The following is a 22,236-nucleotide window of genomic DNA, read 5'->3' as shown; positions in this document are numbered from 1 at the left end:
CATAATTACCCACAACTTCGCAAGCCGGTGACCTTTTCGGGGTGCGAAAAGCGCCGGAATCGCACCAATTGAGCGCATTTGTGTAAAGTATGGACGCATCAGCCAGCTAATCCTTTAAAATTAGGTTGATTATAACCCTCTCTTTTTAAAAAGAATTCACCGTTATGCGCGCCTCCCGTTTTTTTATTTCCACACTTAAAGATGCACCTTCTGACGCGGAAATCGTCAGCCACCAGTTGATGATGCGTGCAGGCATGATCAAACGCCTCGGTTCCGGCATCTATACCTACATGCCGATGGGCTTGCGCGTGATCCGCAAGGTGGAAGCCATCATCCGTGACGAGATGAACAAAGCCGCCGGTATCGAACTGCTGATGCCGCTCGTGCAGCCAGCCGAACTGTGGCAGGAGACGGGCCGCTGGACCAAGATGGGCGACGAACTGATGCGCGTGAAAGACCGCCACGGCCGCGAATACGCGATCCAGCCGACATCGGAAGAAGTCATCACCGACGTCGTGCGCACGGAAATCAAGTCCTACCGCCAGTTGCCGTTGAACTTTTATCACATCCAGACCAAGTTCCGCGACGAGCGCCGCCCACGTTTCGGCCTGATGCGCGGCCGTGAATTCACCATGAAGGACGCGTACTCGTTCGACCGCGACCTGGCTGGCATGCAGGCGTCGTACAAGGTCATGTTTGACGCCTACACGCGCATCTTCACGCGTTTCGGCCTGCAATTCCGCGCCGTGGCCGCCGACAACGGCGCCATCGGCGGTTCCGGTTCGCATGAATTCCACGTCATCGCCCACACGGGTGAAGACGCGCTCGTGTACTGCCCGACGTCCGACTACGCCGCCAACATGGAAGCGGCCGAAGCGCTGCCGCCAGCGGGCGAGCGCCCAGCCGCGGCCCAGGCGTTGACGAAAACGGCTACGCCGGACACCGTCAAGTGCGAAACCGTGGCGGCCCTGCTCGGTATCGACCTGGCGCAGACCGTGAAAACCATCGCCCTGACGGTGGAAACCGTTGGCAAGGATGAAAAAGTCACGAAACAGCACTTCATGCTGCTGCTGCGCGGCGACCATGAATTGAACGACATCAAGGTGGGCAAGGTTGCCGGCCTGGCCGGCCACCGTTTCTCGACGGAAGCGGAAATCCTGGAAGTCTACGGCACTATTCCTGGCTACCTGGGCCCGATTGCCACCCGCGCCCCCGTCACCGTGGTGGCGGACCGCACGGTTGCCCACATGAGCGACTTCGTCTGCGGCGCGAATGACGCCGGTTTCCACTACACGGGCGCCAACTGGGGCCGTGACGTGGCCGAGCCAGCCATCGTGGCCGATTTGCGCAATGTCGTCGCCGGCGACGCGTCGCCGGACGGCCAGGGCACGCTCGCCATCGAGCGCGGCATCGAAGTGGGTCACGTGTTCCAGCTGGGCACGGCGTACTCGGAAAGCATGAAAGCCACCTTCCTCGACGAAAACGGCAAGCCTGCGCCGCTGCAGATGGGTTGCTACGGCATCGGCGTGACGCGCATCCTGGGCGCCGCCATCGAACAGAACTTCGACGACAAGGGCATCATCTGGCCAGCGTCGATCGCACCGTTTGAAGTCGTGCTGTGCCCGATGGGCATGGACCGCAGCGAACTGGTCAAGGAAGAGACGGAGAAGCTGTACGCGGCCCTGCAAGGCGCCGGCGTGGACGTCATCGTCGACGACCGCGGCTTGCGCCCTGGCGCCATGTTTGCTGACTGGGAGCTGATTGGCGTGCCGCACCGCATCGTCATCGGCGAACGGGGCCTGAAAGAAGGCAAGCTGGAATACCAGGGCCGCCGCGATGCGGAAGCCACCGGCGTGGCGCCGGACGAGATCGTCGCCTTCATCCAGGGCAAAATGGCGCAGTGAAGCGCTTATCGCTAAGTAAAACGGCTGGCGCGCTCGCGCTGGTCGCTGGCCTGGCCTGCGCTCCCTTTGCGCAGGCCGGCAACCAGAAGGAGGAGGCGCTGGCCGACTCCGTCCGCCTGGCCCTGTCGCACGCGATCCGCGACGAACGCCCGCCGCAACCCAAATTTGCCACTCCCGCCGACTTGCAGCGCTACCAGCAATGGCTGGCGCAGATGTCGCAACGCCTGCAGCGCAAGCTGCCGGATGCGCAGCTGCGCACGGAATTCCTGGAAACCGTCTGGTATGAAGCGCGCCGCGCGGGCCTGGAACCGGCCCTGGTGCTGGGCCTGATCCAGGTCGAGTCGGCTTACCGCAAATATGCCGTCTCGCTGGCCGGCGCGCGCGGCTACATGCAGGTGATGCCGTTCTGGACGGGCGTCATCGGCGACAGCGACCGCAGCAAGCTGTTCCACATGCAGACGAATCTGCGCTACGGCTGCGCGATCCTGCGCATGTACCTGGATATGGAAAAGGGCGACTTGTACCTGGCGCTGGGGCGGTATAACGGCAGCCGGGGAAGGCCCGAGTATCCGAATGCCGTGCGGGCCGCGTGGCGGCAGTGGGAGTTCAAGCCGGCAGGGTGATGGTTTGAGGTCTGACCTTGTGGGACCGTCCTCGTCTGATCTCGGTATGTGCCGGGTTTTATGCGTTTTTAAACCCACCGCAACGGCTGGGGTCAGACCCGACAGGGTCTGACCCCAAAAAAATGCCCCGCTCGCAGTGATGCGGCGGGGCACTCACATGGCGCGGAACGCCCTGTGCGTATCTGATTATTTCAAATGATCGGAGATCAGTTTCGTCATTTCAAACATGGAGACTTGGGCTTTGCCGCCGAAAACTGCTTTCAGCTTGTCGTCCGCATTGATCATGCGGCGGTTGGCCGGATCTTGCAGATCGAGTTTTTTGATGTAATCCCATACCTTTTTGGTCACTTCCGTGCGCGGCAGTGGTGCTGCGCCAACAACGGCGGCCAGCTCTTTCGATGGCGTCATTGCTTTCATGAATGCTGCGTTTGGCTTGCGTGGTGTTGCCGGTGCTGCCGCTTTCTTCGCCGCTGCTGGTTTAGCTGCTGCTTTGGCTGCGGGTGCTGCTTTCTTGGCGGCTGCAGGCTTGGCTGCTGCTGCTTTGGCTGGCGCTGCTACTGGGGTTTTTTTGGCTGTTGCCATCTTCGAGCCTCCTTAACAAACACATGGGAAATTGCGCAATTAATCGCACGGCTAATATTGGTGTGGATTTACCTTGTATGCAAGTGTTTTTCACGTTTTCACGAGGAAAAAGCAGGGAAATGACCATGCTGTCGCCCGGGCGCACCGCTTGGGGGCGCAGAACGGCGTTTTTGCCCGTAAATGGCATGGTTGCTGGCTATGCGGGGAGGGGTACTGCGGGGAGGGAGGAAATGATGCCGGACGCCATGAAAATGCAATCCGGCATGATTTTATAACGGTGTTTCTTGACTTGAACTACATCTCACGCGGCGTAAAAAAGGCCTTCAAAATCACAGCGAGCGGATGGTATTTGTGACCGGGAAGCGCAACCGTACTGAAGTACGGTGAGCATCGCCGGCCGCAAAGCGCCCCGCGCAGCGGATTTTGAAGCCTTCCACTACCTCATGCCGGGCATCATGCCCTTCATGGAGCGCATCATCTTCATCATGCCGCCACCCGACAATTTCTTCATCATCGTCTGCATTTGCTCGAATTGCGTCAGCATGCGGTTCACTTCCTGCACTTGCACGCCGGCGCCGGCGGCGATGCGGCGCTTGCGCGTGGCCTTGATCAGTTCAGGCTTGGCGCGTTCCTGCGGCGTCATCGAGTCGATGATGCCGCACATGCGGCGTACCTGCTTGTCGGCCTGGTCCATGTTCTTGCCGCCTGCCGCCTGCTGGAACTGGGCTGGCAGCTTGTCCATCAGGTTGGCCATGCCGCCCATTTTCTTCATCTGGCCCAGCTGCGCCTTGAAGTCGTTCATGTCGAACTTGCCGCCGACCTTGATCTTTTGCGCCAGGTCGGCCGCCGCCTTGCTGTCGACGCCCTTGCGCGCCTCTTCCACCAGGGCGAGGATGTCGCCCATGCCCAGGATGCGGTTGGCCATGCGGGTCGGGTCGAATGCTTCCAGGCCGTCGAGTTTTTCCGAGACGCCGGCAAACTTGATCGGTTTGCCCGTGATGTGGCGCACCGACAGGGCCGCACCGCCGCGCGCATCGCCATCAAGCTTGGTCAGCACGATACCGGTCAGCGGCAGCGCATCGTTAAACGCTTTCGCCGTGTTGATGGCGTCCTGGCCCAGCATGGCGTCGACGACGAACAGGGTTTCGATCGGTTTCACGGCGCCGTGGACGGCGGCGATTTCGCGCATCATCTCTTCGTCGATACCGAGGCGGCCCGCCGTATCGATGATCAGCACGTCGTGGTAGTGCTTTTTCGCCCAGTCCAGCGCGGCCAGGGCGATATCGACCGGCTTGTCCGTGCTGGAAGACGGGAAGAAGTCGGCGCCTACCTGGGCGGTGACCGATTGCAGCTGGGCGATCGCGGCGGGACGGTACACGTCGGCCGAGACGGTCAGCACTTTCTTCTTCTTTTCTTCCTTCAGGTATTTCGCCAGCTTGCCGACGGTGGTGGTTTTACCCACACCCTGCAAACCGGCCATCAGGATGATGGCGGGCGGCTGCTGCGCAAAGCTGATCTGCGACGCTTCCGGTCCCAGGTCGGCGCCCATCAGGGCGGCCAGCTCGCGCTGCACCACGCCAACCAGGGCCTGGCCTGGCGTGAGCGAGGAAATGACATCCTCGCCCATGGCTTTTTCTTTGACTTTGGCGATGAATTCGCGCACGGCGGGCAGGGCGACGTCGGCTTCGAGCAGCGCCAGGCGCACTTCGCGCAGCATGTCGGCGGTGTTCGCCTCGGTCAGGCGCGCCTCGCCGCGCATGGTCTTGACGACTTTGGCAAGCCGTTGGGTGAGATTATCTAGCATGATGAACCTGCAATGAAAAGCTTGGGAGTGGGCGGCGAAAGCCGGACGATGGCCGTCATTTTACCTTATCGCGGTTGGCAGGCGGTCCTGCGCTGCATCGCCTGGCGGTTGGCCTGCTTTTGAATTAGTTGGTATTTCTGGCAATGCCGCGATTGCATGAAAGTCAAAAACACGGTTAAAATGAGAATAATTCTTATTTACATTCTCGGGTGCCGCACGCCTGAGCGGAAAGGGATGCCATGTCGGCCGCCGATTTTGCACAGCAACAAGACCTGCACGCGCTCTACAGCAGCCATCATGGCTGGCTGCAGGGCTGGCTGCGGCATAAGCTGGGCAATGCGGGTGAGGCGGCGGACCTGGCGCAAGACACCTTCATCAGCGTGCTGACCAACGGCACGGCGCCGCAGATCCGCGAGGCGCGGCCGTTTCTCGCCACCATCGCGCGGCGTCTGGTGGCGCACCGCTACCGCCGGCAGGTGCTGGAAGACGCCTATCTGGAGGCGCTGGCCTGCCTGCCGCCCGAGGTGGCGCCCGCGCCGGAAGAACGGCTGCTGGCGCTGGAAGCCTTGCAGCAGATCGATGTGGCCCTCGACGGCTTGCCGGGTCCCGTGCGCACGGCGTTCTTGCTGGCGCAGCTCGAAGGCCTCAGCTATGCCGAGATCGCCGCGCGCCTGAACGTATCGGCCAGCTCGGTCAAGCAATACCTGACGCGCGCCAACCGCCAGGTGTTTTTCTCCCTGCCGGCATGAGCACGGTGGCAGAATCCGCGGCCGCTGCGGCCATCGGCGAGGACGTGCAGCTGCAGGCGGCCGAGTGGCTGACCGTATTGATGTCGGACGAGGCCAGCGAGCAGGAACACGCCGCCTGGCAGTGCTGGCGCGAGGCCGACCCTGAACATGAACTGGCCTGGCAGCATATCGAAGCGGTGTCGCAGCGGTTCAGCGGCTTGCACCGCGGTGCGGCCGCGCAGGCGCTGGCGGGTACGCAGCAGAAAGCCGTCAACGGCAAGCGGCGCCAGTTGCTGGCGTGGCTGGGCGTGGCGGCCGGCGGCGGCATGCTGGCCGCGCAGACGGGCGCCTGGGATGGCGTGCGCGTCCTGCGTGCCGACTACCGCACGGCCACGGGCGACAGGCGCGAGATAGTGCTGGACGATGGAAGCGTGCTCAGCTTGAATACGGATTCGGCCGTGAATGTGCGTTTCGACGCCAGCCGCCGCCTGATCGAGCTGCTGGCCGGCGAAATCCTCGTCGTCAGCGGTCACGGCAGCGGCAGCGACGCTCCGCTGGAAGTGGCCACGCGCGAAGGCCTGGTGCGCGCACTGGGCACGCGTTTTTCCGTGCGCCAGCAGGATGACTACAGTACGGTGGACGTGTTTGAAAGCGCCGTTGAAATCCGCCCCCGCGACGGCATCGGCGCGCCCTTGCTGCTGGCGGCCGGGCACGGCGTGGCATTTTCCCGTCAGGCGCCAGACGCGCCGCACGCCATCGGTGCATATGCGGACGCCTGGTCGCGCGGGCAGCTGATCGTCGACGACGTGACCCTGGGCGATTTCCTGGCCGACCTGGCCCGTTACCGCCCCGGCGTGATCGACTGCGCGCCGCAAGTGGCCCAGCTGCGCCTGTCGGGCGTGTTCCCGCTGGCCGACACCCAGCGCATTTTGAACATGCTGCCCAACTCGCTGCCGGTGCAGGTGCGCAGCCGCACGCGGTATTGGGTGACGGTCGAACCGGCGCCGTAGCACCCCACAAAAAATATTTGCAGCCGGACTGCCCGTTTTTCGTTTTCGCGGCACCTACAGGGTAGGGCGGCTGTTTTTTACCGTCTCATGACGCCACTTTTCAGGATTTTTCATGCAACAGGTTTCGCATCTTGTCAATTTCGTATCGCATCGTCCTCAGCGGCACTCGCTGGCGCTGGCCGTGACGGCCTTGTGTCTGGCCGCCGGTACCTCCGCGTTGGCGCAGCAGGTGCCGGCCACGCCCGCCACCGAGCAAACCATGCTTGGCGTATCCGTCACGGCAGGGCGCGATGCGACGACGGAAGGCAGCGGATCGTATACGACGGGCGTGAGCAATACGGCAACCAAGCTGAACCTGTCGCTGCGCGAGACGCCGCAGTCCGTCAGCGTGCTGACGCGCCAGCAGATCGACGACCTGGGCATCACCACCCTGGATGACGCCGTGCAGTCGATCACGGGCCTGGTCATGCAAAAGGGCAACTTTACGGGCGATTCCGGCAGTTTCAGCGCACGCGGTTTTCCAGTCGACAACATCCTGTTCGACGGCTTGCCCACCAGCCTGGGCGCGAACGGCACCTTCAATGGAGACAATGACGACCTGGCCATCTATGACCGCATCGAAGTGGTGCGCGGCGCCACGGGCTTGATGACGGGCAGCGGCACGCCCAGCGCCGCCATCAACCTGGTGCGCAAGCGCCCGACGGCCACGCCGCAAGCGTCGTTCTCGGCCAGCATCGGCAGCTGGAGCAACTACCGCCTGGAAGCCGATGCGGCCAACGCGCTCAACGAAGCGAAGACCCTGCGCGGGCGCATCGTCGCGACGGTGCAGGACAAGAAGGATTTTGTCGACGTGCTGCATGGCCGCAATCACCAGCTGTACGGCATCATCGAGGCCGACCTGCGCCCCGATACCACGTTGACCCTGGGCGCCCACTACCGCAAAACGGATAACGACGGCGTCACCACGGGCGTGGTAACGGCCGCCGACGGCACTTTTTTGAACTTGCCCCGCTCGACTTATCTGGGCACCGACTTCGATGGCTGGCGCCAGACGGACAAGACCATCTTCGCGGAACTGGAACACCGCTTCGCCAACGGCTGGAAGGCCAAGCTGGCGGCCACGCGCAAGACGCCCGAGATCGACACGACGTTTTCCGGCATCAGCCGCCGCGGCGACACCCTGCGCTTCAATTCGCAAAGCTACCGCGCCGAACTGGCCAACACCAGCTATGACGCGTATGCCACGGGCAGCTACAGCCTGTTCGGCCGCGAGCACGAGCTGACGGTCGGCGCCAGCCACCGCCGTTCGTCGAAAAACAGCTATGGCGGCTGGGCGCCGTACAGCTGGGGCGCGGCGGCGCCGGTGCTCGACCCGTTCAACTGGGATACGGGCAGCGTGGCGCGTCCCGTCATCAATTACGCGCAGTGGCGCACGGCCAGCATCACCGAGCAAAGCGGCGTGTATGCGGGCACGCGCATGCGCCTGGCCGAGCCGCTGTCGCTGGTGCTGGGCGGGCGCGTAAGCTGGTACAAGGACGATGCCGGCTACTCGGTGGCGCGCGAATTCACGCCGTACGCCGGTGTCGTGTATGACCTCGACAAGCAGCATTCCGTGTACGCCAGCTGGACCGAAATCTTCCAGCCGCAGGCTTCCACCGACGCCAATGGGCAGCCCTTGAAGCCGATCAGCGGCACCAACTATGAAGCGGGCGTGAAAGGCGAATACTTTGGCGGCGCCCTCAATGCCAGCGCGGCCGTGTTCCAGATCCGCCAGCAAAACCGCGGCGTGGACGACCTGGCTGGCCCCAATCCCTGCCCCGGCAGCACCTGGGGCTATTGCCAGCGCGCGTCGGGCGAAGTGCGCAGCGAAGGCGTGGAGCTGGACGTGGCGGGCGCGCTGACGCCCGACTGGCAGCTGTCGGCCGGTTTTACGTATGTGAAGGCGCAATTTACGCGCGACAGCGATCCGGCCAATATCGGCAAGGATTTCAACAGCCGCTATCCGCGCCAGCAGCTCAAGCTGGCCACCAGCTACCGCCTGTCCGGCGCCGCGCAGGGCTGGCGCGTCGGCGCCTCGGTGTACGGGCAGGGCGCGACCGAGTCGACGGACGGCACCTACCATCTGCGCCAGGGCCGCTATGCGATCCTGGGCTTGAATGCGGCGTGGCAGATCGACAGCCGCGCCGAGCTGCGCCTGAACGTCAACAATGCGCTCGACAAGCACTATTACCAGAGCATCTATTCCGATGTCTTCGGCAATCTGGTGGGCACGCCGCGCAACCTGATGCTGACCTTGAACTACAAACTGTAAATAATCACTTTTGAATGACCTATCTTGATGAAGGATGCATGGCTTATGAATGTGCAGTTGAATCCGGCCCACGCCAGCAATGGCGTGAGCCAGCGTGTGCCGCAGGGAGCGCCGCGATGATGAAATCGGCCAACATGATGTTGTTCTCGCGCGTGCTGGCCGCCATTTTTGGCGGCTATGCGCTTACGTCCGGCGTGGCCGTGCTGCTGTCGGCCGTGCTGCCGCTGTCGCGCGCCGAAGCCGTGCTGACGGCCACCCTGAGCGCCTTCGTCGTATATACCTGCGCCGTGATCTGGGTCTTTGCCGTGCAGGACCTGCGCCGCGCCTGGCTGGGCATGCTGCTGCCTGCCATCGCCTGCGGCGGCATCGGCATGCTGCTGTCGCGAGGTGCCGCATGAACGCCGTCAAGGTAGACAAAGTGGTCAAGACGCCGCAGCAGGGCGGCTTGCGCCAGGCCATGGCCTGGCTGCATACGTGGAGCGGCCTGTGGATTTCCTGGCTCCTGTTCGCCATTTTCCTGACCGGCACCCTGGCCGTCTTCGACGACCCGATCGGCCACTGGATGACGCCCGAGCACGCACTGGAAGAGGCGGCGCATGCGAACGATCCGCCGCTGCCGAAGGTCACGGACCGCGCGCACCGCCTGGAGCTGGCGCTCGATTTCATGGCGAAGGAGCATCCGAAGGCGGACATGTGGGAAATCTGGCCCGTGCAGCGTCCCGGCCACGGCCTGTCCGCCTACTGGTTCCAGCCCAGCGGCGGCTATGGCTCGGCGGACCTCGATCCGCTGACGGGCGCCGTCATCGAGCATGCGCGCGAGGCAACGGAACGGGAAACCATCGGCGGCCATCATTTCGTCGATTTCCACTACGAGCTGCACGCGGGACGCATCGGCGTGTGGATCGTCGCCATCACCACCATGATCATGCTGGTGGCGCTGGTGAGCGGCGTCATCACGCACAAGCGCATCTTCAAGGATTTCTTCACCTTCCGTCCGGCCAAGGGCCAGCGTTCGTGGCTCGACGCACACAATGCGGTGGCCGTGCTGACCTTGCCGTTCCAGTTCATGATCGCCTATACGGGCCTGGCATTCTTCAGCGATGACTATGTGCCGGCCCCCGTGGTAGCGCAATACGGCATGGACAATCCCAAGAAAGCCTTCCTGGCCGACTGGAACGATGCGGGCAAGCCCGTGAAGACAGGCCAGCCGCTGGCCATTCCCGCGCTGGAATCGTTCGCGCTGCGCGCCGAACAGGCTATCGGCCAGGAAATCCGCGCCGTGGTGCTGGACAATCCGAATGACGCCTCCATGCGCGTGTGCATGTACGGCTGGAATGAAGACGCGGAACTGCTCACGCGCCTTAGCGCCAATTCGGGCAGGGCCTGCTACGCGCTGGCCACGGGCGAGCAGGTCGCCGTGCGCCGGCCGGGCGAGTCGGACACGGGCGGCGCGGGCCTGACGCGCTCCGTCATGTCGAACCTGCACATGGTGGGTTTTGGCGGCACGCCGATGCGCTGGCTGTACTTCTTCTGCGGCCTGGCCGGCACGGCCATGATGGGCACGGGCGCCATCCTGTTTATGGTCAAGCGCCGCCAGAAGTCCGGCGGCGAGTTCGGCGCCTACACGCAGCGCGTGTACCGCGTCATCGAATGCCTGAACGTGGCGGCGATTGCCGGCCTGGCCATCGCCTGCGTGGGCTTCCTGTGGGCCAACCGTTTGATCCCCGTCGGCATCGAGCAGCGCGCCGGCTGGGAAGTGCGCGCCTTCTTCGGCGTGTGGTTCCTGATGCTGGTGCACGCCTGCCTGCGCGGGGAAAAGCGCGCCTGGATCGAGCAACTGGGCTTGCTGGCCGCCCTGTGCCTGCTGCTGCCGGTGCTCAATGTCTTGAGCACGGGCGACAACCTGGTGGCGCAGATCGCGCGCGGCGACTGGGAAAGCGCCGGCGTGGAACTGGGCAGCATGGCCTTCGGCCTGCTGGCCGCCAGGGGCGCGTGGAAAGTCCACAAGCGCAAGGAAAAGCCGGCCAGGAAGGGCGCGGCCAGGGAAAGCGCTGCGCCCTCGGCCAGCCTGCAAGTCAATACGGAAGGACAGTCATGATCAATACCATCCTCTGTGCGCTGGGCCTGTCGTATGCGGGCATGGCCAGCCTCTCCCTGGCGATGGACCGCCATCACGGCCAGGTCTGGGGCAGGGACGCGGCGCCGAACGTGCGGCGCGCGCTGCAACTGGCCGGTGCCGTCCTGCTGGCGCTGGCCATCTGGCCTTGCGTGGCTGGCTGGAGCGCCACCGTCGGCGTGATCGCCTGGCTGGGTTTCATCGGCGCGGGAGCGCTGCTGGTGGCCCTGCTGCTGCCGTACGCCCCCCGCTTGCTGTTTCGTAGTTCCCTGCTGGCAGCCGTCGCCGCGCTGGCAGGTCTTGTGACGTTTCTGCAGTAATTTTGACTGCCATTTTCAAGGATAGACCGATGCACTTTTCACGCCTGGCGACACCGATTGATGTTTTGAATGTACTGAAAGTGGTTTCCTGATGGCGGCCCGCCTGCCTTCCCGCCGCACCCGCATCCTCGGCGGCGTGGTCTTGCTGGCGCTGTTTGGCGCCGGCGCACTGTGGGCCACGCGCGGCCCGGCCACCGTATTCGACACGGCGCCCGTCAAGCGCGGCAATATCGAGGCCAGCGTCACGGCCATCGGCACGCTGCAGCCGCAAACCTATGTCGACGTGGGCGCGCAGGTGTCGGGCCAGATCACGCGCCTGCACGTGCAGCCCGGCAGCGCCGTGGAAAAAGGCCAGCTGCTGGCCGAGATCGACCCCAGCGTGCAGCAAGCCACCGTCGACGCGGGCCGCGCCGCGCTGGCCGGATTGCGTGCGCAGCTGGCCGACCAGCAGGCGCAGCACCGCCTGGCGGGCCAGCAGCACGTGCGCCAGAAGCAGATGGCCAAGTTCGACTCCACGCCCTTGGCCGACCTGGAAACGGCCGAAGCTACCCTGGCCTCGGCCGGCGCCAAGATCGACCACCTGAAGGCACAGATCGACCAGACCCAGGCCAGCCTGAAGGCGGACGAGGCGCGCCTCGGCTATACGCGCATCTATGCGCCGATGGCCGGCAAGGTGGTGGGCCTGGACGCGAAGGAAGGGCAAACCCTGAACGCTACGTACCAGACGCCGAACATCCTGCGCATCGCCGATCTGTCGGCCATGACGGTGTGGACGGAAGTGTCGGAAGCGGACGTGCGCCGCGTGCGCCCGGACATGCCCGTGTACTTCACCACCCTGGGCGGCGACCAGCGGCGCTGGAGCGGCAAGGTGCGGCAAGTGCTGCCGGCCCCGCCGGTGCCAGGCGGTTCTGCCGCCGGCACGGCTCTGGCGCCGTCGACCAGCAAGGTGATTTTATATACCGTGCTGTTCGACGTGGATAACGCCGATGGCGAATTGATGCCGCAGATGACGGCGCAAGTGGTATTCGTCACGGCCGCGGCGAACAATGTGCTGGCCGTGCCCTTGCCGGCCCTGAAACCCTCGACGCAAGAAGGCGCCAAGCCGGGGCAGTTTACGGCCCGCGTGATGGATGCGGACGGCAAGGTCGATACGCGCACCGTCACCGTGGGCGTGCGCAACCGCCTCAGCGCGGAAGTGCTGCAAGGCTTGCGCGAAGGCGAATTGCTGGTCACGGGCGAGCAGCCGGCCGGCAGCGGCAGCAGCAGGTTCCAGCTGTGAGCGCCATGAGCGAGGCCGCGTCGCTCGGGCAACCCGGGCAGCCGGAGCAGGCGGCGCCGTTGATTGAACTGCAAGGCATCCGCAAGCGCTATGGCGGCCATGACGGCGCGCCGGCCGTGGAAGTGCTGCGCGGCCTGACCTTGTCGATCGGCGCCGGCGAATTCGTCGCCATTGTGGGCGCGTCCGGTTCCGGCAAGTCGACCCTGATGCATTTGCTTGGCTGTCTTGACCGGCCCAGCGATGGCACCTACCGCTTCGCCGGCCAGGACGTGGCCAGCCTGAATCCCGATGAACTGGCGTGGCTGCGGCGCGAAGCGTTCGGCTTCGTCTTCCAGGGCTATCACCTGATCGCCACCGAATCGGCGCGCGAAAACGTGGAAGTACCGGCCCTGTACGCGGGCATGCCGGCCGCGGCCCGCCATGCGCGCTCGGAAGCGCTGCTCAAGCGCCTGGGCCTGGGCGAGCGGATCGATCACCGGCCAAACCAGTTGTCGGGCGGGCAGCAGCAGCGCGTGTCGATCGCGCGCGCCCTGATGAATGGCGGGCGCATCATCCTCGCCGATGAACCGACGGGGGCGCTCGACAGCAGCAGCGGCGCTGAAGTCATGGCCCTGCTGGGCGAACTGGCCGACGCGGGCCACACCATCATCCTGATTACGCATGACCGCAAGGTGGCGGCACAGGCGCGCCGCGTGATCGAGATCAGCGATGGCGAAATCATCGAAGACTCGGGCGCCGTCGCCATTCCCGCCACATCGACGGCCCTGCCGCCGCTGGACATGTCGCGCGCCGCCCATGACACGGGCGCGTCGCTGGGCACGGAATTGCTCGACGCGGCGCGCGCCGCCTGGCGCGTGTTGTGGATCAACCGCTTCCGCACGGGCTTGACCCTGCTGGGCATCGTCATCGGCGTCGCTTCCGTGATCGTCATGCTGGCCATCGGCCTGGGCACGCGCCAGCAAGTGATGGCGCAGCTGGGCGCATTCGGCTCGAACCTGCTGTACATGGCGTCGCGCGGCGAAAGCTCGCGTATCCCCGGACGCAGCATCACCCTGGCCGACCTCGATGCGCTGAAAGACGTGCCGGGCATCACCCACGTGCTGCCGAATGTCACGGGCAACAAGGTGATACGCCACGGTAACCTCGACGTGCAGACCTATGTGCGCGGCACGGGGCCGGCCCTGCCGCAGATCCAGACCTGGCCGGTGGCCAAGGGCGGCTTCTTTACCGAGGAAGACGAGCGCGAGATGGCCACCGTGGCCGTGCTGGGCGCCCACCTGGCGGAAAAGCTGATGCCCGACGTGGCCAATCCCGTGGGGCAGAGCATCCTGATCGGCAACGTGCCTTTCCAGGTGATCGGCGTGATGAGCGCGAAGGGGGCGCTGACGGGCGAGAAGGATGAAGACGACGTGCTGCTGCTGCCGTTTTCCACGGCCGGCATCCGCGTCTTCGGCCAGCGCGAGCCGACGTACACGGTGATGGCGGTCGCCGACGTCAAGCGCGTGACGGAGGTGGAGGCGGCAGTCGACGCCACCATGTTCGAGCGCCACCGCATCCGCGACTACGGCATCAGCAACGCGGCCGCGTCGATCGCGGCCGAAGCGAAGACGCAGGACAACATGACCATGATGCTCAGCCTGATCGCCGCCGTCTCCCTGGTGGTGGGCGGCATCGGCGTCATGAACGTGATGCTGATGACGGTGCGCGAGCGCACGCGCGAAATCGGCATCCGCATGGCGACGGGCGCGCGCCGGCGCGACATCCTGCGCCAGTTCCTCACCGAAGCCGTGCTGGTGTCGGTGGTGGGCGGCGTGGCCGGCATCGTGGTCGGCGTGACGGTCGCCGGCCTGCTGCTGGTATGGGACGTGCCGGTGATCTTTTCCCTGAGCGCCATCGCCGGCGCGTTTGCCTGCGCCGTGGTGACGGGGCTGGTGTTTGGCTTCATGCCGGCGCGCAAGGCGTCGGGACTCGACCCGGTGGTGGCGCTGGCGGGACAGTAGCAACAGACGGTCGTCATAACGCCGGCAGCGTGGCTGCCGGCAAAAAAATGTTGCCCTGGCTCCAACACGCGGTACTATCTCTTGATAATAAGAGCAGTGTTTCGCGTAGCTTTGCCCTTGCGGGCACACACCAACCACCACAGGAGAACCCGATGCGTAAGAAATTAACCTTGAAGAGCGGTATTGCCGCCGCCCTCATGCTGGCCTTCGGCATGGGCGCTGTCCAGGCACAGGCGCAGGAAGTCGTGCGCCTGGGTAATTTGAAATTCGCCCATTACGGCGCCGTGTCGTACATCAAGGAAATCGCGCCCAAGTGCGGCATCAAGGTTGAGGAGCATGTGTTCGCCAAGGGCCTCGACGTGATGCAGGCGATTATCGCGGGCGAACTGGACGTGGGGGCGACGGCGTCCGAAGCGGCCATTTCCGGCCGCGCCGGCGGCGCGCCCATCTACGTGGTGGCCGGTTTTGCCAAGGGCGGCGCGCGCCTGGTGGGTGGGGCGGGGCAAAAGATTGCCAGCGTCAAGGAACTCAAGGGCAAGCGCGTGGGTGTGACGCGCGGCGGCATCCAGGAAGTGCTGCTGCTGGCCGAGCTGTCGCAAGCTGGCCTGACGTATTCCGAAACCAAGGGCAAGGATGTGCAATTGGTATTCCTGGCCTACGCCGACTTGAACCAGGCGCTGATGGGCAAGAATATCGACGCCATGATGCAGTCCGAGCCGCAATCGTCGCAGGCCATCAACAAGGGTTTCGGCACCGAAGTCATCAAACCGTACGACACGCCGATCGGCGAACCCGTGCGGACTATGGTGATGACGGAAAAGTTCTACAAGGAACGCCGTCCCGTGGCGGAAAAATTCATGCGCTGCTTCGTCGAAGCCACCAAGACCTTTATCGACAACAAGGCGACGGCGGAAAAGTATGTGCGCGAAGTGGTGTTCCGGGGCCAGATCACGAAGGATGACTTCGACGACGCGATCAGCAATTCGCCGTATTCGTATGACATCTCGCCCGAGCATATTCAGACCACCACGGACGTGATGGTGAAAACGGGCGTGGGCCGCATGACGAAACCGCCCGTGGCCAAGGACTGGGTCAAGACCGACTTGCTGGAGCAGGCGAAAAAGAGCCTGAACGTGAAGTAAACCGGATATTGGCAATGCCCGATGGCCCGCTTAAGCGGGCCATCATTTTTTTGCGGCATACTAATATATACAGGTAGCGTGAAAGATTGCCGAAATCTTGAGGGTGCGCCACCCCGTCATGCCTCAGGCGCGATATCATGGCAGGCTTGCGGCATTGGATGGCGGCGTCGTGCCTGTCACCGGGCTGTCGCCTGAATCGCGCTTGTCGGCTATGGTGTAAACTTAAACTATGCAGATCTATTTCTTTTTCATCGCCGCGCTGTTGTACGCGGCGTGCGCGGTGCTTCCCTCGTCCCGTGCCCGGCTCATTGCCGGCCTGACCGGCGTTGCCTGGCTGGCGCACGCCGCCACCTTGTGGTTCGACCTGATGGCGCCGGGCACCTTGCGCTTCGGTTTTTCCGCCATGCTGTCGGCCGCGCTGTGGGTCTCGGTGGGCGCCTACTGGATAGAGAACCGCAATTTCAGCCTGGACGGACTGCGCCGCATGGTCATGCCCAGCGCCGTCCTCGCCATCGGCCTGGCCTGGGCCTTTCCTGGCAGCCAGGTCAACATGGAAGGCAAGTCGGCCGTCTTCGGCTGGCACATTGCCGTGGCCGTGCTTGCCTACAGCACCTTGACGATTGCCGCCTTCCACGCCGTGCTGATGGCGCTGCAGGAATCGCGTTTGCATACGCGCAGCGAAAGCCGCGGCTTCATCGGCACGGCGCTGGACCAGTTGCCAGCCCTGCTGACGATGGAAAAACTGCTGTTCCGCATGATCGGCCTGGGCTTCATCCTGCTGAGCCTGACCGTGCTGTCGGGTATCGTGTTTTCCGAACAACTATTTGGCAAGGCCCTGAACTGGGATCACAAATCCGTGTTTACCATGCTGTCGTGGCTGTTGTTTGCTGCGCTGCTGGCAGGCCGCCGCTTTCGCGGCTGGCGCGGCAAGACGGCCCTGAGTTTTACCCTGGCCGGTTTCGCCACCTTGCTGCTGGCCTATGTCGGCAGCCGTTTTGTACTGGAAGTGGTTTTACACCGAGGATTCGCATGACACGTGTTTTATTCTGGCTGGCGCTGGTATTCCTGGTGCTGTTTGCTATCCGCAGCAAGATCCGGAGCATGCAGCAACGGGCCCGCGCGCAGCAGCAACAGCAGCCGAATCCGTTTGCGCCGCCGGGCCGGCCGCAGGAATTGCCTGATGCCGAACTGATGCTGTGCTGCGCCCATTGCGGCGTGTACTACCCGGCCTCCGAAAACGTGCAGGCCAAGGGCCACGATTACTGCAGCCACGCGCACGCCACCTTGTAAGGGCGTGCCGGCGCGCGTTGCTCATCCGTATCGTAACGTCCTCCGGCATCCGTCCGGCGTAGCATCTGCAGCAGGCGGTTCGTCGCCGCCATTGCAGAAAGGCGCGCTCCCATGTCCCGTCCCAGCCCCAGTCCGCAGACCGCCGCCGGCATGCCGCCGGCGCCGCAACTGAGCGGCAATTCGCTGCCCATGCAGGCGCTGCGCGCGCAGATCGGCCGCATCGCCCGCTGTGGCGCGCCGGTGGCCATCCGCGGCGAATCGGGCACGGGCAAGGAACTGGCGGCGCGCGCCATCCATGCGCAGGGCGCGCGCGCCAGCTTCCCGTTTATCGCCGTCAACTGTGGCGCTATTCCCGAAGCGCTGATGGAAGCGGAATTCTTCGGCTGCCGCCCGGGCGCCTATACGGGCGCGCTGCACGAACGCCAGGGCTTGTTCCAGGCAGCCCACGGTGGCAGCTTGCTGCTCGACGAAGTCGACGACCTGCCGCTGTCCATGCAGGTGAAACTGTTGCGCGTGCTGCAGGAGCGCCGCGTGCGCAAGCTGGGCGGCAGTACTGACGAGGCAGTCGACGTGCGCATTCTGTGCGCCAGCCAGCATGGCCTGGGGCGCGGCGTGGCGGCCGGGACGTTTCGCCAGGACCTGTTCTACCGCCTGAATGTGATCGAGCTGGCACTGCCGCCGCTGCGCGAACGGCGCGGCGATCTGCAGGTATTATGTGAGGTGATCCTCGCGCGCCTGTCGCCGCGCCGGGCCGTGAGCCTGGCGCCGCCCGTGCTGGCGGCCCTGGCCGCGTATGCGTTTCCCGGCAATGTGCGCGAACTGGAAAACGTGCTGGAGCGGGCGCTGGCCTTTGCCGACGGCGGCGTGATCGCGCTCGAGGGGCTGGCCTTGCCGTCGGCGGCGGGCAGCATGCCGTCGCGGGCGCCGCCGGCCTTGCCGGAACGGCAACTGTGCCTGCCCGGCATGGCGGCGTATGGCGTGCCCCCCGTCTTGCCGCTGGACATGTATTTGCGCCAGGCCGAGCGCGACATGATCCTGCTGGCGCTGGTGCAGGCGCGCTACCACCGCGCGCGGGCGGCGCGCCAACTGGGCCTGAGCGTGCGCCAGTTGCGTTACCGCATGCAGAAATTGACGATACAGGAAGCCCTATTTGATGAGCGCATGGACGATAGATGAAGACGGCTGGTGCGATGGCGCGCTGCGCTATGACTCCCAATACTACGATGCGCGACCGGACGGCGCGCAAGTCGATTTGCTGGTGATCCATAACATCAGCTTGCCGGGCGGCCACTTTGGCGGACCGCATGTGTCGGACTTGTTTACGGGCCGGGTAGATTATAATGCCGATCCTTCTTTCGCCGACCTGCGTGGCTTGCAAGTCTCGGCGCACTTTTTTGTGCGGCGCGATGGTGCGTTGCTGCAATATGTTTCTGCTGATAAACGTGCCTGGCATGCCGGCGCGTCCACCTTCGAGGGACGTCCGCAGTGCAATGGCTATTCCATCGGTATCGAAATGGAAGGCGCGGACGATGTGCCTTTCCAGCGGCGGCAATACCATGTCCTGGCGGCGCTGACGGTGGCGCTGGCGGCGCGCTACGGGCTGTCCCAGGTGCGCGGCCACGAGCATATCGCGCCGGGAAGGAAGACGGATCCGGGACCGTTTTTTGACTGGCATTTTTACCAAGTATGCTGGCTGGAAACCTTGCGCGGGCAGCCTGCGTTAGCGCTTACTTCGCGGGGATTGGGCTTTCCATCCATGCCCTGAAAAGTCAACCGAAATCGTATAAGAAAAGACAAAAAATTACGCTGGCGGATGCCGGAAAACTATTGCATCACCCTTCGATGGGTACTACAATTAGTGCAGAAGTTGGATGTAAAGACTATATCTAGTGCCATCACAGACGTTTTCAGAATTATTGTCAAAGCTATCCGGATTGCTGATAAAGCACTGGAACTGGCGGTTTATCACCCTTGATCGTGTTTCGCGCCAGCCGGGCAGTGCGGTGTGGCGAGATGGATACTGACCTGTTTTATGCACTATGAATTTACTATTTAGCAACAAATACCTGAAGAAACCCTGACCATCGGGCGTTCTATTCAACAACACACGCGGCAGCAAAACTGCAGGCTGACTTTAGCTGACAACGGGAGCTTCAATGCAATCACCACAAGATATTTCCATCCATCCAACGCCAGTATCGCCAGCGCCAGGCGCGGCCAACAGTGTGGCGAGCACGGGCGCGGCATTGGGCGACTATCGCATCATCCGCCGCAACGGCGCGGTGGTGGCATTTGAGCCTTCGAAGATCGCCATCGCCATGACCAAGGCGTTTTTGGCCGTTAACGGCGGCCAGGGCGCAGCCTCGGCACGCATCCGCGAACTGGTGGAACAACTGACCGACGGCGTCGTCGCCGCGCTGGTGCGCCGCCATCCGGGCGGCGGCACCTTCCATATCGAAGACGTGCAAGACCAGGTGGAACTGTCGCTGATGCGTTCGGGCGAACACGACGTGGCGCGTGCCTACGTGCTGTACCGCGCCAAGCACATGGAAGAGCGCCGCCTGCAGAAGGAAGCGCAAGGCGCTTCCGCGCAAGTTTCTGCACCACAATTGAACGTGCTTGATAACGGCGTGCGCCGCCTGCTGGACATGCAGGAAGTGCGCGACCTGATCAACGCCGCCTGCGCCGGCCTGGAAAAGCACGTCGATGCCGACGCTATCCTGGCTGAAACAGTGAAAAACCTGTACGACGGCGTGCCCGTCGAAGAGCTGCACAAGTCGGCCATTCTGGCGGCGCGCGCGCTGATGGAAAAAGACCCGGCCTACAGCCAGGTCACGGCCCGCATCCTGCTGCACACGGTGCGCAAGGAAGTGTTCGGCAAGGAAGTGCCGCAAGCGGCCGCTGCCGCCGAATACCTGACGTATTTCCCGCAATACATCGCCAAGGGCATCGCCGCCGAGCTGCTGAACCCGGTACTCGCCAGCTTCGACCTGGAACGCCTGGCGAAAGCCATCGTGGCCGACCGCGACTTGCAATTCGGCTACATCGGCCTGCAAACCCTGTATGACCGCTACTTCCTGCACATCCAGGACGTGCGCATCGAAATGCCGCAGGCGTTCTACATGCGCGTGGCCATGGGCCTGGCGCTGAACGAGGCGGACCGCGAAGCGCGCGCCATCGAGTTCTACAGCCTGCTGTCCTCGTTCGACTTCATGAGCTCGACGCCGACCCTGTTCAACTCGGGCACCCTGCGCTCGCAGCTGTCGTCGTGCTACCTGAGCACCGTCTCGGATGACTTGGAAGGCATCTACGACGCCATCAAGGACAACGCGCTGCTGGCCAAGTTTGCCGGCGGCCTGGGTAACGACTGGACGCCAGTGCGCGCCCTGGGCGCCCACATCAAGGGCACCAACGGCAAGTCGCAAGGCGTGGTGCCGTTCCTGAAAGTGGTGAATGACACGGCCGTGGCAGTCAACCAGGGCGGCAAGCGCAAGGGCGCCGTCTGCGCCTACCTGGAAACCTGGCACATGGATATCGAGGAATTCCTCGACCTGCGCAAGAACACGGGCGACGACCGCCGCCGCACGCACGACATGAACACGGCGAACTGGATTCCCGACATGTTCATGAAGCGCGTCATGGAAAAAGGCGAATGGACCCTGTTCTCGCCGTCGGACACGCCAGACTTGCACGACAAGGTCGGCAAGGCTTTCGAACAGGCTTACGTGGGCTACGAAGCCAAGGCCGCCGCCGGCGAAATCCGCGTCTTCAAGAAGATCGCCGCGCTGGACCTGTGGCGCAAGATGCTGTCGATGCTGTTTGAAACGGGCCACCCATGGATCACGTTCAAGGACCCTTGCAACATCCGCAGCCCGCAGTCGCACGTCGGCGTCGTCCACAGCTCGAACCTGTGCACGGAAATCACCCTGAACACGGGCCCTGACGAAATCGCCGTCTGCAACCTCGGTTCCGTCAACATGCCGGCGCACATGAAGGAAGGCAAGCTCGATCACGTCAAGCTGGCCAAGACCATCCGCACCGCCATGCGCATGCTCGACAACGTCATCGACATCAATTACTACGCCGTCGACAAGGCGCGCAACTCGAACATGCGCCACCGTCCGGTTGGCATGGGCATCATGGGCTTCCAGGACTGCCTGCACATGATGCGCATCCCGTTCGCCTCGGACGCCGCCGTGTCGTTTGCCGACACCTCGATGGAAGCCGTCTGCTACTACGCCTACCTGGCGTCGACGGAACTGGCCGAAGAGCGCGGCCGCTATGAATCGTACGCCGGTTCGCTGTGGGACCGCGGCATCCTGCCGCAGGACTCGGTCAAACTGCTGGCCGAAGAGCGCGGCGGCTACCTGGAAGTCGATTCCTCGTCGGCCATGGACTGGACGCCGGTGCGCGAACGCATCGCCAAGTTCGGCATGCGCAATTCGAACTGCGTGGCGATCGCCCCGACGGCGACGATTTCGAACATCATCGGCGTCTCGGCCTGTATTGAGCCGACGTTCCAGAACCTGTACGTGAAATCGAACCTGTCGGGCGAATTCACCGAAATCAACGGCTACCTGGTGCGCGACCTGAAGGCGCGCGACCTGTGGGATGAAGTCATGATCTCCGACCTGAAGTACTTCGACGGCTCGCTGGTGAAGATCGACCGCATCCCGCAAGACCTGCGCGATATCTACGCCACGGCCTTCGAAGTGTCGCCAAGCTGGCTGGTGGAAGCGGCTTCGCGTCGCCAGAAGTGGATCGACCAGGCCCAGTCGCTGAACATCTACATGGCTGGCGCATCGGGCAAGAAACTGGACGAAACCTACAAGCTGGCATGGCTGCGTGGCCTGAAAACCACCTATTACCTGCGTACCATCGCCGCTACCCACATGGAGAAATCGACCTCCAAGACGGGCGCGCTGAACGCCGTGGCAGTCGACGGCGGCATGTCGGCCAGCGCCCAAAGTGCACAAACCAGCGCCCAGGCAGCCGTCGTGGCGGCAGCAGCAGTGGCCGTGGCGCCGGTAGTGGCAGCGGCAGCGGACGACGCCGATGGCGAAGCCTGCTACCTGCGTCCGGGTGACGATGGCTTTGAGGAATGCGAAGCCTGCCAGTAAGATTTTA

Annotated in this window: 19 protein-coding genes; 17 read left to right on the top strand and 2 right to left on the bottom strand. The window is 63.7% G+C overall.

The window, feature by feature from the left end; all coding sequences use genetic code 11:
* Positions 1–164: 164 nt before the first annotated feature.
* Both U0004_RS26050 and U0004_RS26045 read left to right on the top strand, forming a co-directional pair.
* A complete protein-coding gene (locus U0004_RS26050) occupies positions 165–1,904 on the top strand; it encodes a proline--tRNA ligase (protein ID WP_070256003.1) in 1,740 nt (579 codons plus the stop codon).
* The gene (locus U0004_RS26045) at positions 1,901–2,527 is read left to right on the top strand and encodes a lytic transglycosylase domain-containing protein (protein WP_070255999.1); all 627 of its coding nucleotides are present in this window, start codon (positions 1,901–1,903) and stop codon (positions 2,525–2,527) included. Before U0004_RS26050 ends, U0004_RS26045 begins: the two co-directional genes overlap by 4 nt.
* A gap of 186 nt (positions 2,528–2,713) precedes the next feature.
* On the opposite strand, the gene U0004_RS26040 is transcribed toward U0004_RS26045, so the two are convergent.
* The gene (locus U0004_RS26040; RefSeq protein ID WP_071653383.1) at positions 2,714–3,109 is read right to left on the bottom strand and encodes an SWIB/MDM2 domain-containing protein; all 396 of its coding nucleotides are present in this window, start codon (positions 3,107–3,109) and stop codon (positions 2,714–2,716) included.
* Between the two features lie 77 nt (positions 3,110–3,186).
* On the opposite strand from U0004_RS26040, the gene U0004_RS26035 reads away from it, so the two are divergent.
* Complete coding sequence (locus U0004_RS26035; protein ID WP_139144128.1) at positions 3,187–3,384, top strand: hypothetical protein; 198 nt, start codon at positions 3,187–3,189, stop codon at positions 3,382–3,384.
* Between the two features lie 161 nt (positions 3,385–3,545).
* Here U0004_RS26035 and ffh read toward each other — a convergent pair whose 3' ends face one another.
* Positions 3,546–4,913, bottom strand: coding sequence for a signal recognition particle protein (gene ffh, locus U0004_RS26030; RefSeq protein WP_034780269.1), 1,368 nt, complete (start codon positions 4,911–4,913; stop codon positions 3,546–3,548).
* Positions 4,914–5,152: 239 nt separating this feature from the next.
* On the opposite strand from ffh, the gene U0004_RS26025 reads away from it, so the two are divergent.
* From U0004_RS26025 to U0004_RS25960, 14 genes are all read left to right on the top strand, one after another.
* Complete coding sequence (locus tag U0004_RS26025) at positions 5,153–5,662, top strand: sigma-70 family RNA polymerase sigma factor (protein WP_070255996.1); 510 nt, start codon at positions 5,153–5,155, stop codon at positions 5,660–5,662.
* A 5-nt stretch (positions 5,663–5,667) separates the two neighbouring features.
* Positions 5,668–6,651 (top strand): FecR domain-containing protein, encoded by a 984-nt coding sequence (locus U0004_RS26020; protein WP_231958298.1) that lies wholly within the window; start codon positions 5,668–5,670, stop codon positions 6,649–6,651.
* A gap of 112 nt (positions 6,652–6,763) precedes the next feature.
* Positions 6,764–8,962, top strand: a complete 2,199-nt coding sequence (locus U0004_RS26015; protein WP_070255990.1) for a TonB-dependent siderophore receptor — start codon at positions 6,764–6,766, stop codon at positions 8,960–8,962.
* Positions 8,963–9,078: 116 nt separating this feature from the next.
* A complete protein-coding gene (locus tag U0004_RS26010) occupies positions 9,079–9,360 on the top strand; it encodes a hypothetical protein (RefSeq protein WP_080753264.1) in 282 nt (93 codons plus the stop codon).
* Positions 9,357–11,060: a PepSY-associated TM helix domain-containing protein gene (locus U0004_RS26005; protein WP_081345599.1), complete on the top strand. Its 1,704-nt coding sequence runs from the start codon at positions 9,357–9,359 to the stop codon at positions 11,058–11,060. Before U0004_RS26010 ends, U0004_RS26005 begins: the two co-directional genes overlap by 4 nt.
* Positions 11,057–11,398: a DUF3325 domain-containing protein gene (locus U0004_RS26000; RefSeq protein ID WP_070255988.1), complete on the top strand. Its 342-nt coding sequence runs from the start codon at positions 11,057–11,059 to the stop codon at positions 11,396–11,398. The genes U0004_RS26005 and U0004_RS26000 overlap by 4 nt, the downstream gene beginning before the upstream one ends.
* Before the next feature lie 91 nt (positions 11,399–11,489).
* A complete protein-coding gene (locus U0004_RS25995) occupies positions 11,490–12,677 on the top strand; it encodes an efflux RND transporter periplasmic adaptor subunit (RefSeq protein ID WP_070255985.1) in 1,188 nt (395 codons plus the stop codon).
* A gap of 5 nt (positions 12,678–12,682) precedes the next feature.
* Positions 12,683–14,677 carry a MacB family efflux pump subunit gene (locus U0004_RS25990; RefSeq protein WP_070255982.1) on the top strand — a complete coding sequence of 665 codons (1,995 nt, stop codon included), beginning with the start codon at positions 12,683–12,685 and terminating at the stop codon, positions 14,675–14,677.
* 152 nt (positions 14,678–14,829) lie between these two features.
* A complete protein-coding gene (locus U0004_RS25985) occupies positions 14,830–15,819 on the top strand; it encodes an ABC transporter substrate-binding protein (RefSeq protein ID WP_115057580.1) in 990 nt (329 codons plus the stop codon).
* A 229-nt stretch (positions 15,820–16,048) separates the two neighbouring features.
* On the top strand, positions 16,049–16,852 hold the full coding sequence (locus tag U0004_RS25980) for a cytochrome C assembly family protein (protein ID WP_034780265.1): 804 nt from the start codon (positions 16,049–16,051) through the stop codon (positions 16,850–16,852).
* Positions 16,849–17,109 (top strand): PP0621 family protein, encoded by a 261-nt coding sequence (locus tag U0004_RS25975; RefSeq protein ID WP_034780264.1) that lies wholly within the window; start codon positions 16,849–16,851, stop codon positions 17,107–17,109. Before U0004_RS25980 ends, U0004_RS25975 begins: the two co-directional genes overlap by 4 nt.
* A gap of 111 nt (positions 17,110–17,220) precedes the next feature.
* Positions 17,221–18,285, top strand: a complete 1,065-nt coding sequence (locus U0004_RS25970; RefSeq protein WP_070255976.1) for a sigma 54-interacting transcriptional regulator — start codon at positions 17,221–17,223, stop codon at positions 18,283–18,285.
* Positions 18,263–18,874: a 1,6-anhydro-N-acetylmuramyl-L-alanine amidase AmpD gene (gene ampD / locus U0004_RS25965; RefSeq protein WP_034780263.1), complete on the top strand. Its 612-nt coding sequence runs from the start codon at positions 18,263–18,265 to the stop codon at positions 18,872–18,874. Before U0004_RS25970 ends, ampD begins: the two co-directional genes overlap by 23 nt.
* Positions 18,875–19,265: 391 nt before the next feature.
* Positions 19,266–22,229 (top strand): ribonucleoside-diphosphate reductase subunit alpha, encoded by a 2,964-nt coding sequence (locus tag U0004_RS25960; protein WP_070255973.1) that lies wholly within the window; start codon positions 19,266–19,268, stop codon positions 22,227–22,229.
* The last annotated feature ends 7 nt before the right edge of the window (positions 22,230–22,236 follow it).

It is taken from the genome of Janthinobacterium lividum, from assembly GCF_034424625.1.
GTDB lineage: Bacteria > Pseudomonadota > Gammaproteobacteria > Burkholderiales > Burkholderiaceae_D > Janthinobacterium > Janthinobacterium lividum.
The sequence above is the reverse complement of the archived record's forward strand: the minus strand, read 5'-3'. Positions and strand labels throughout refer to the sequence as shown.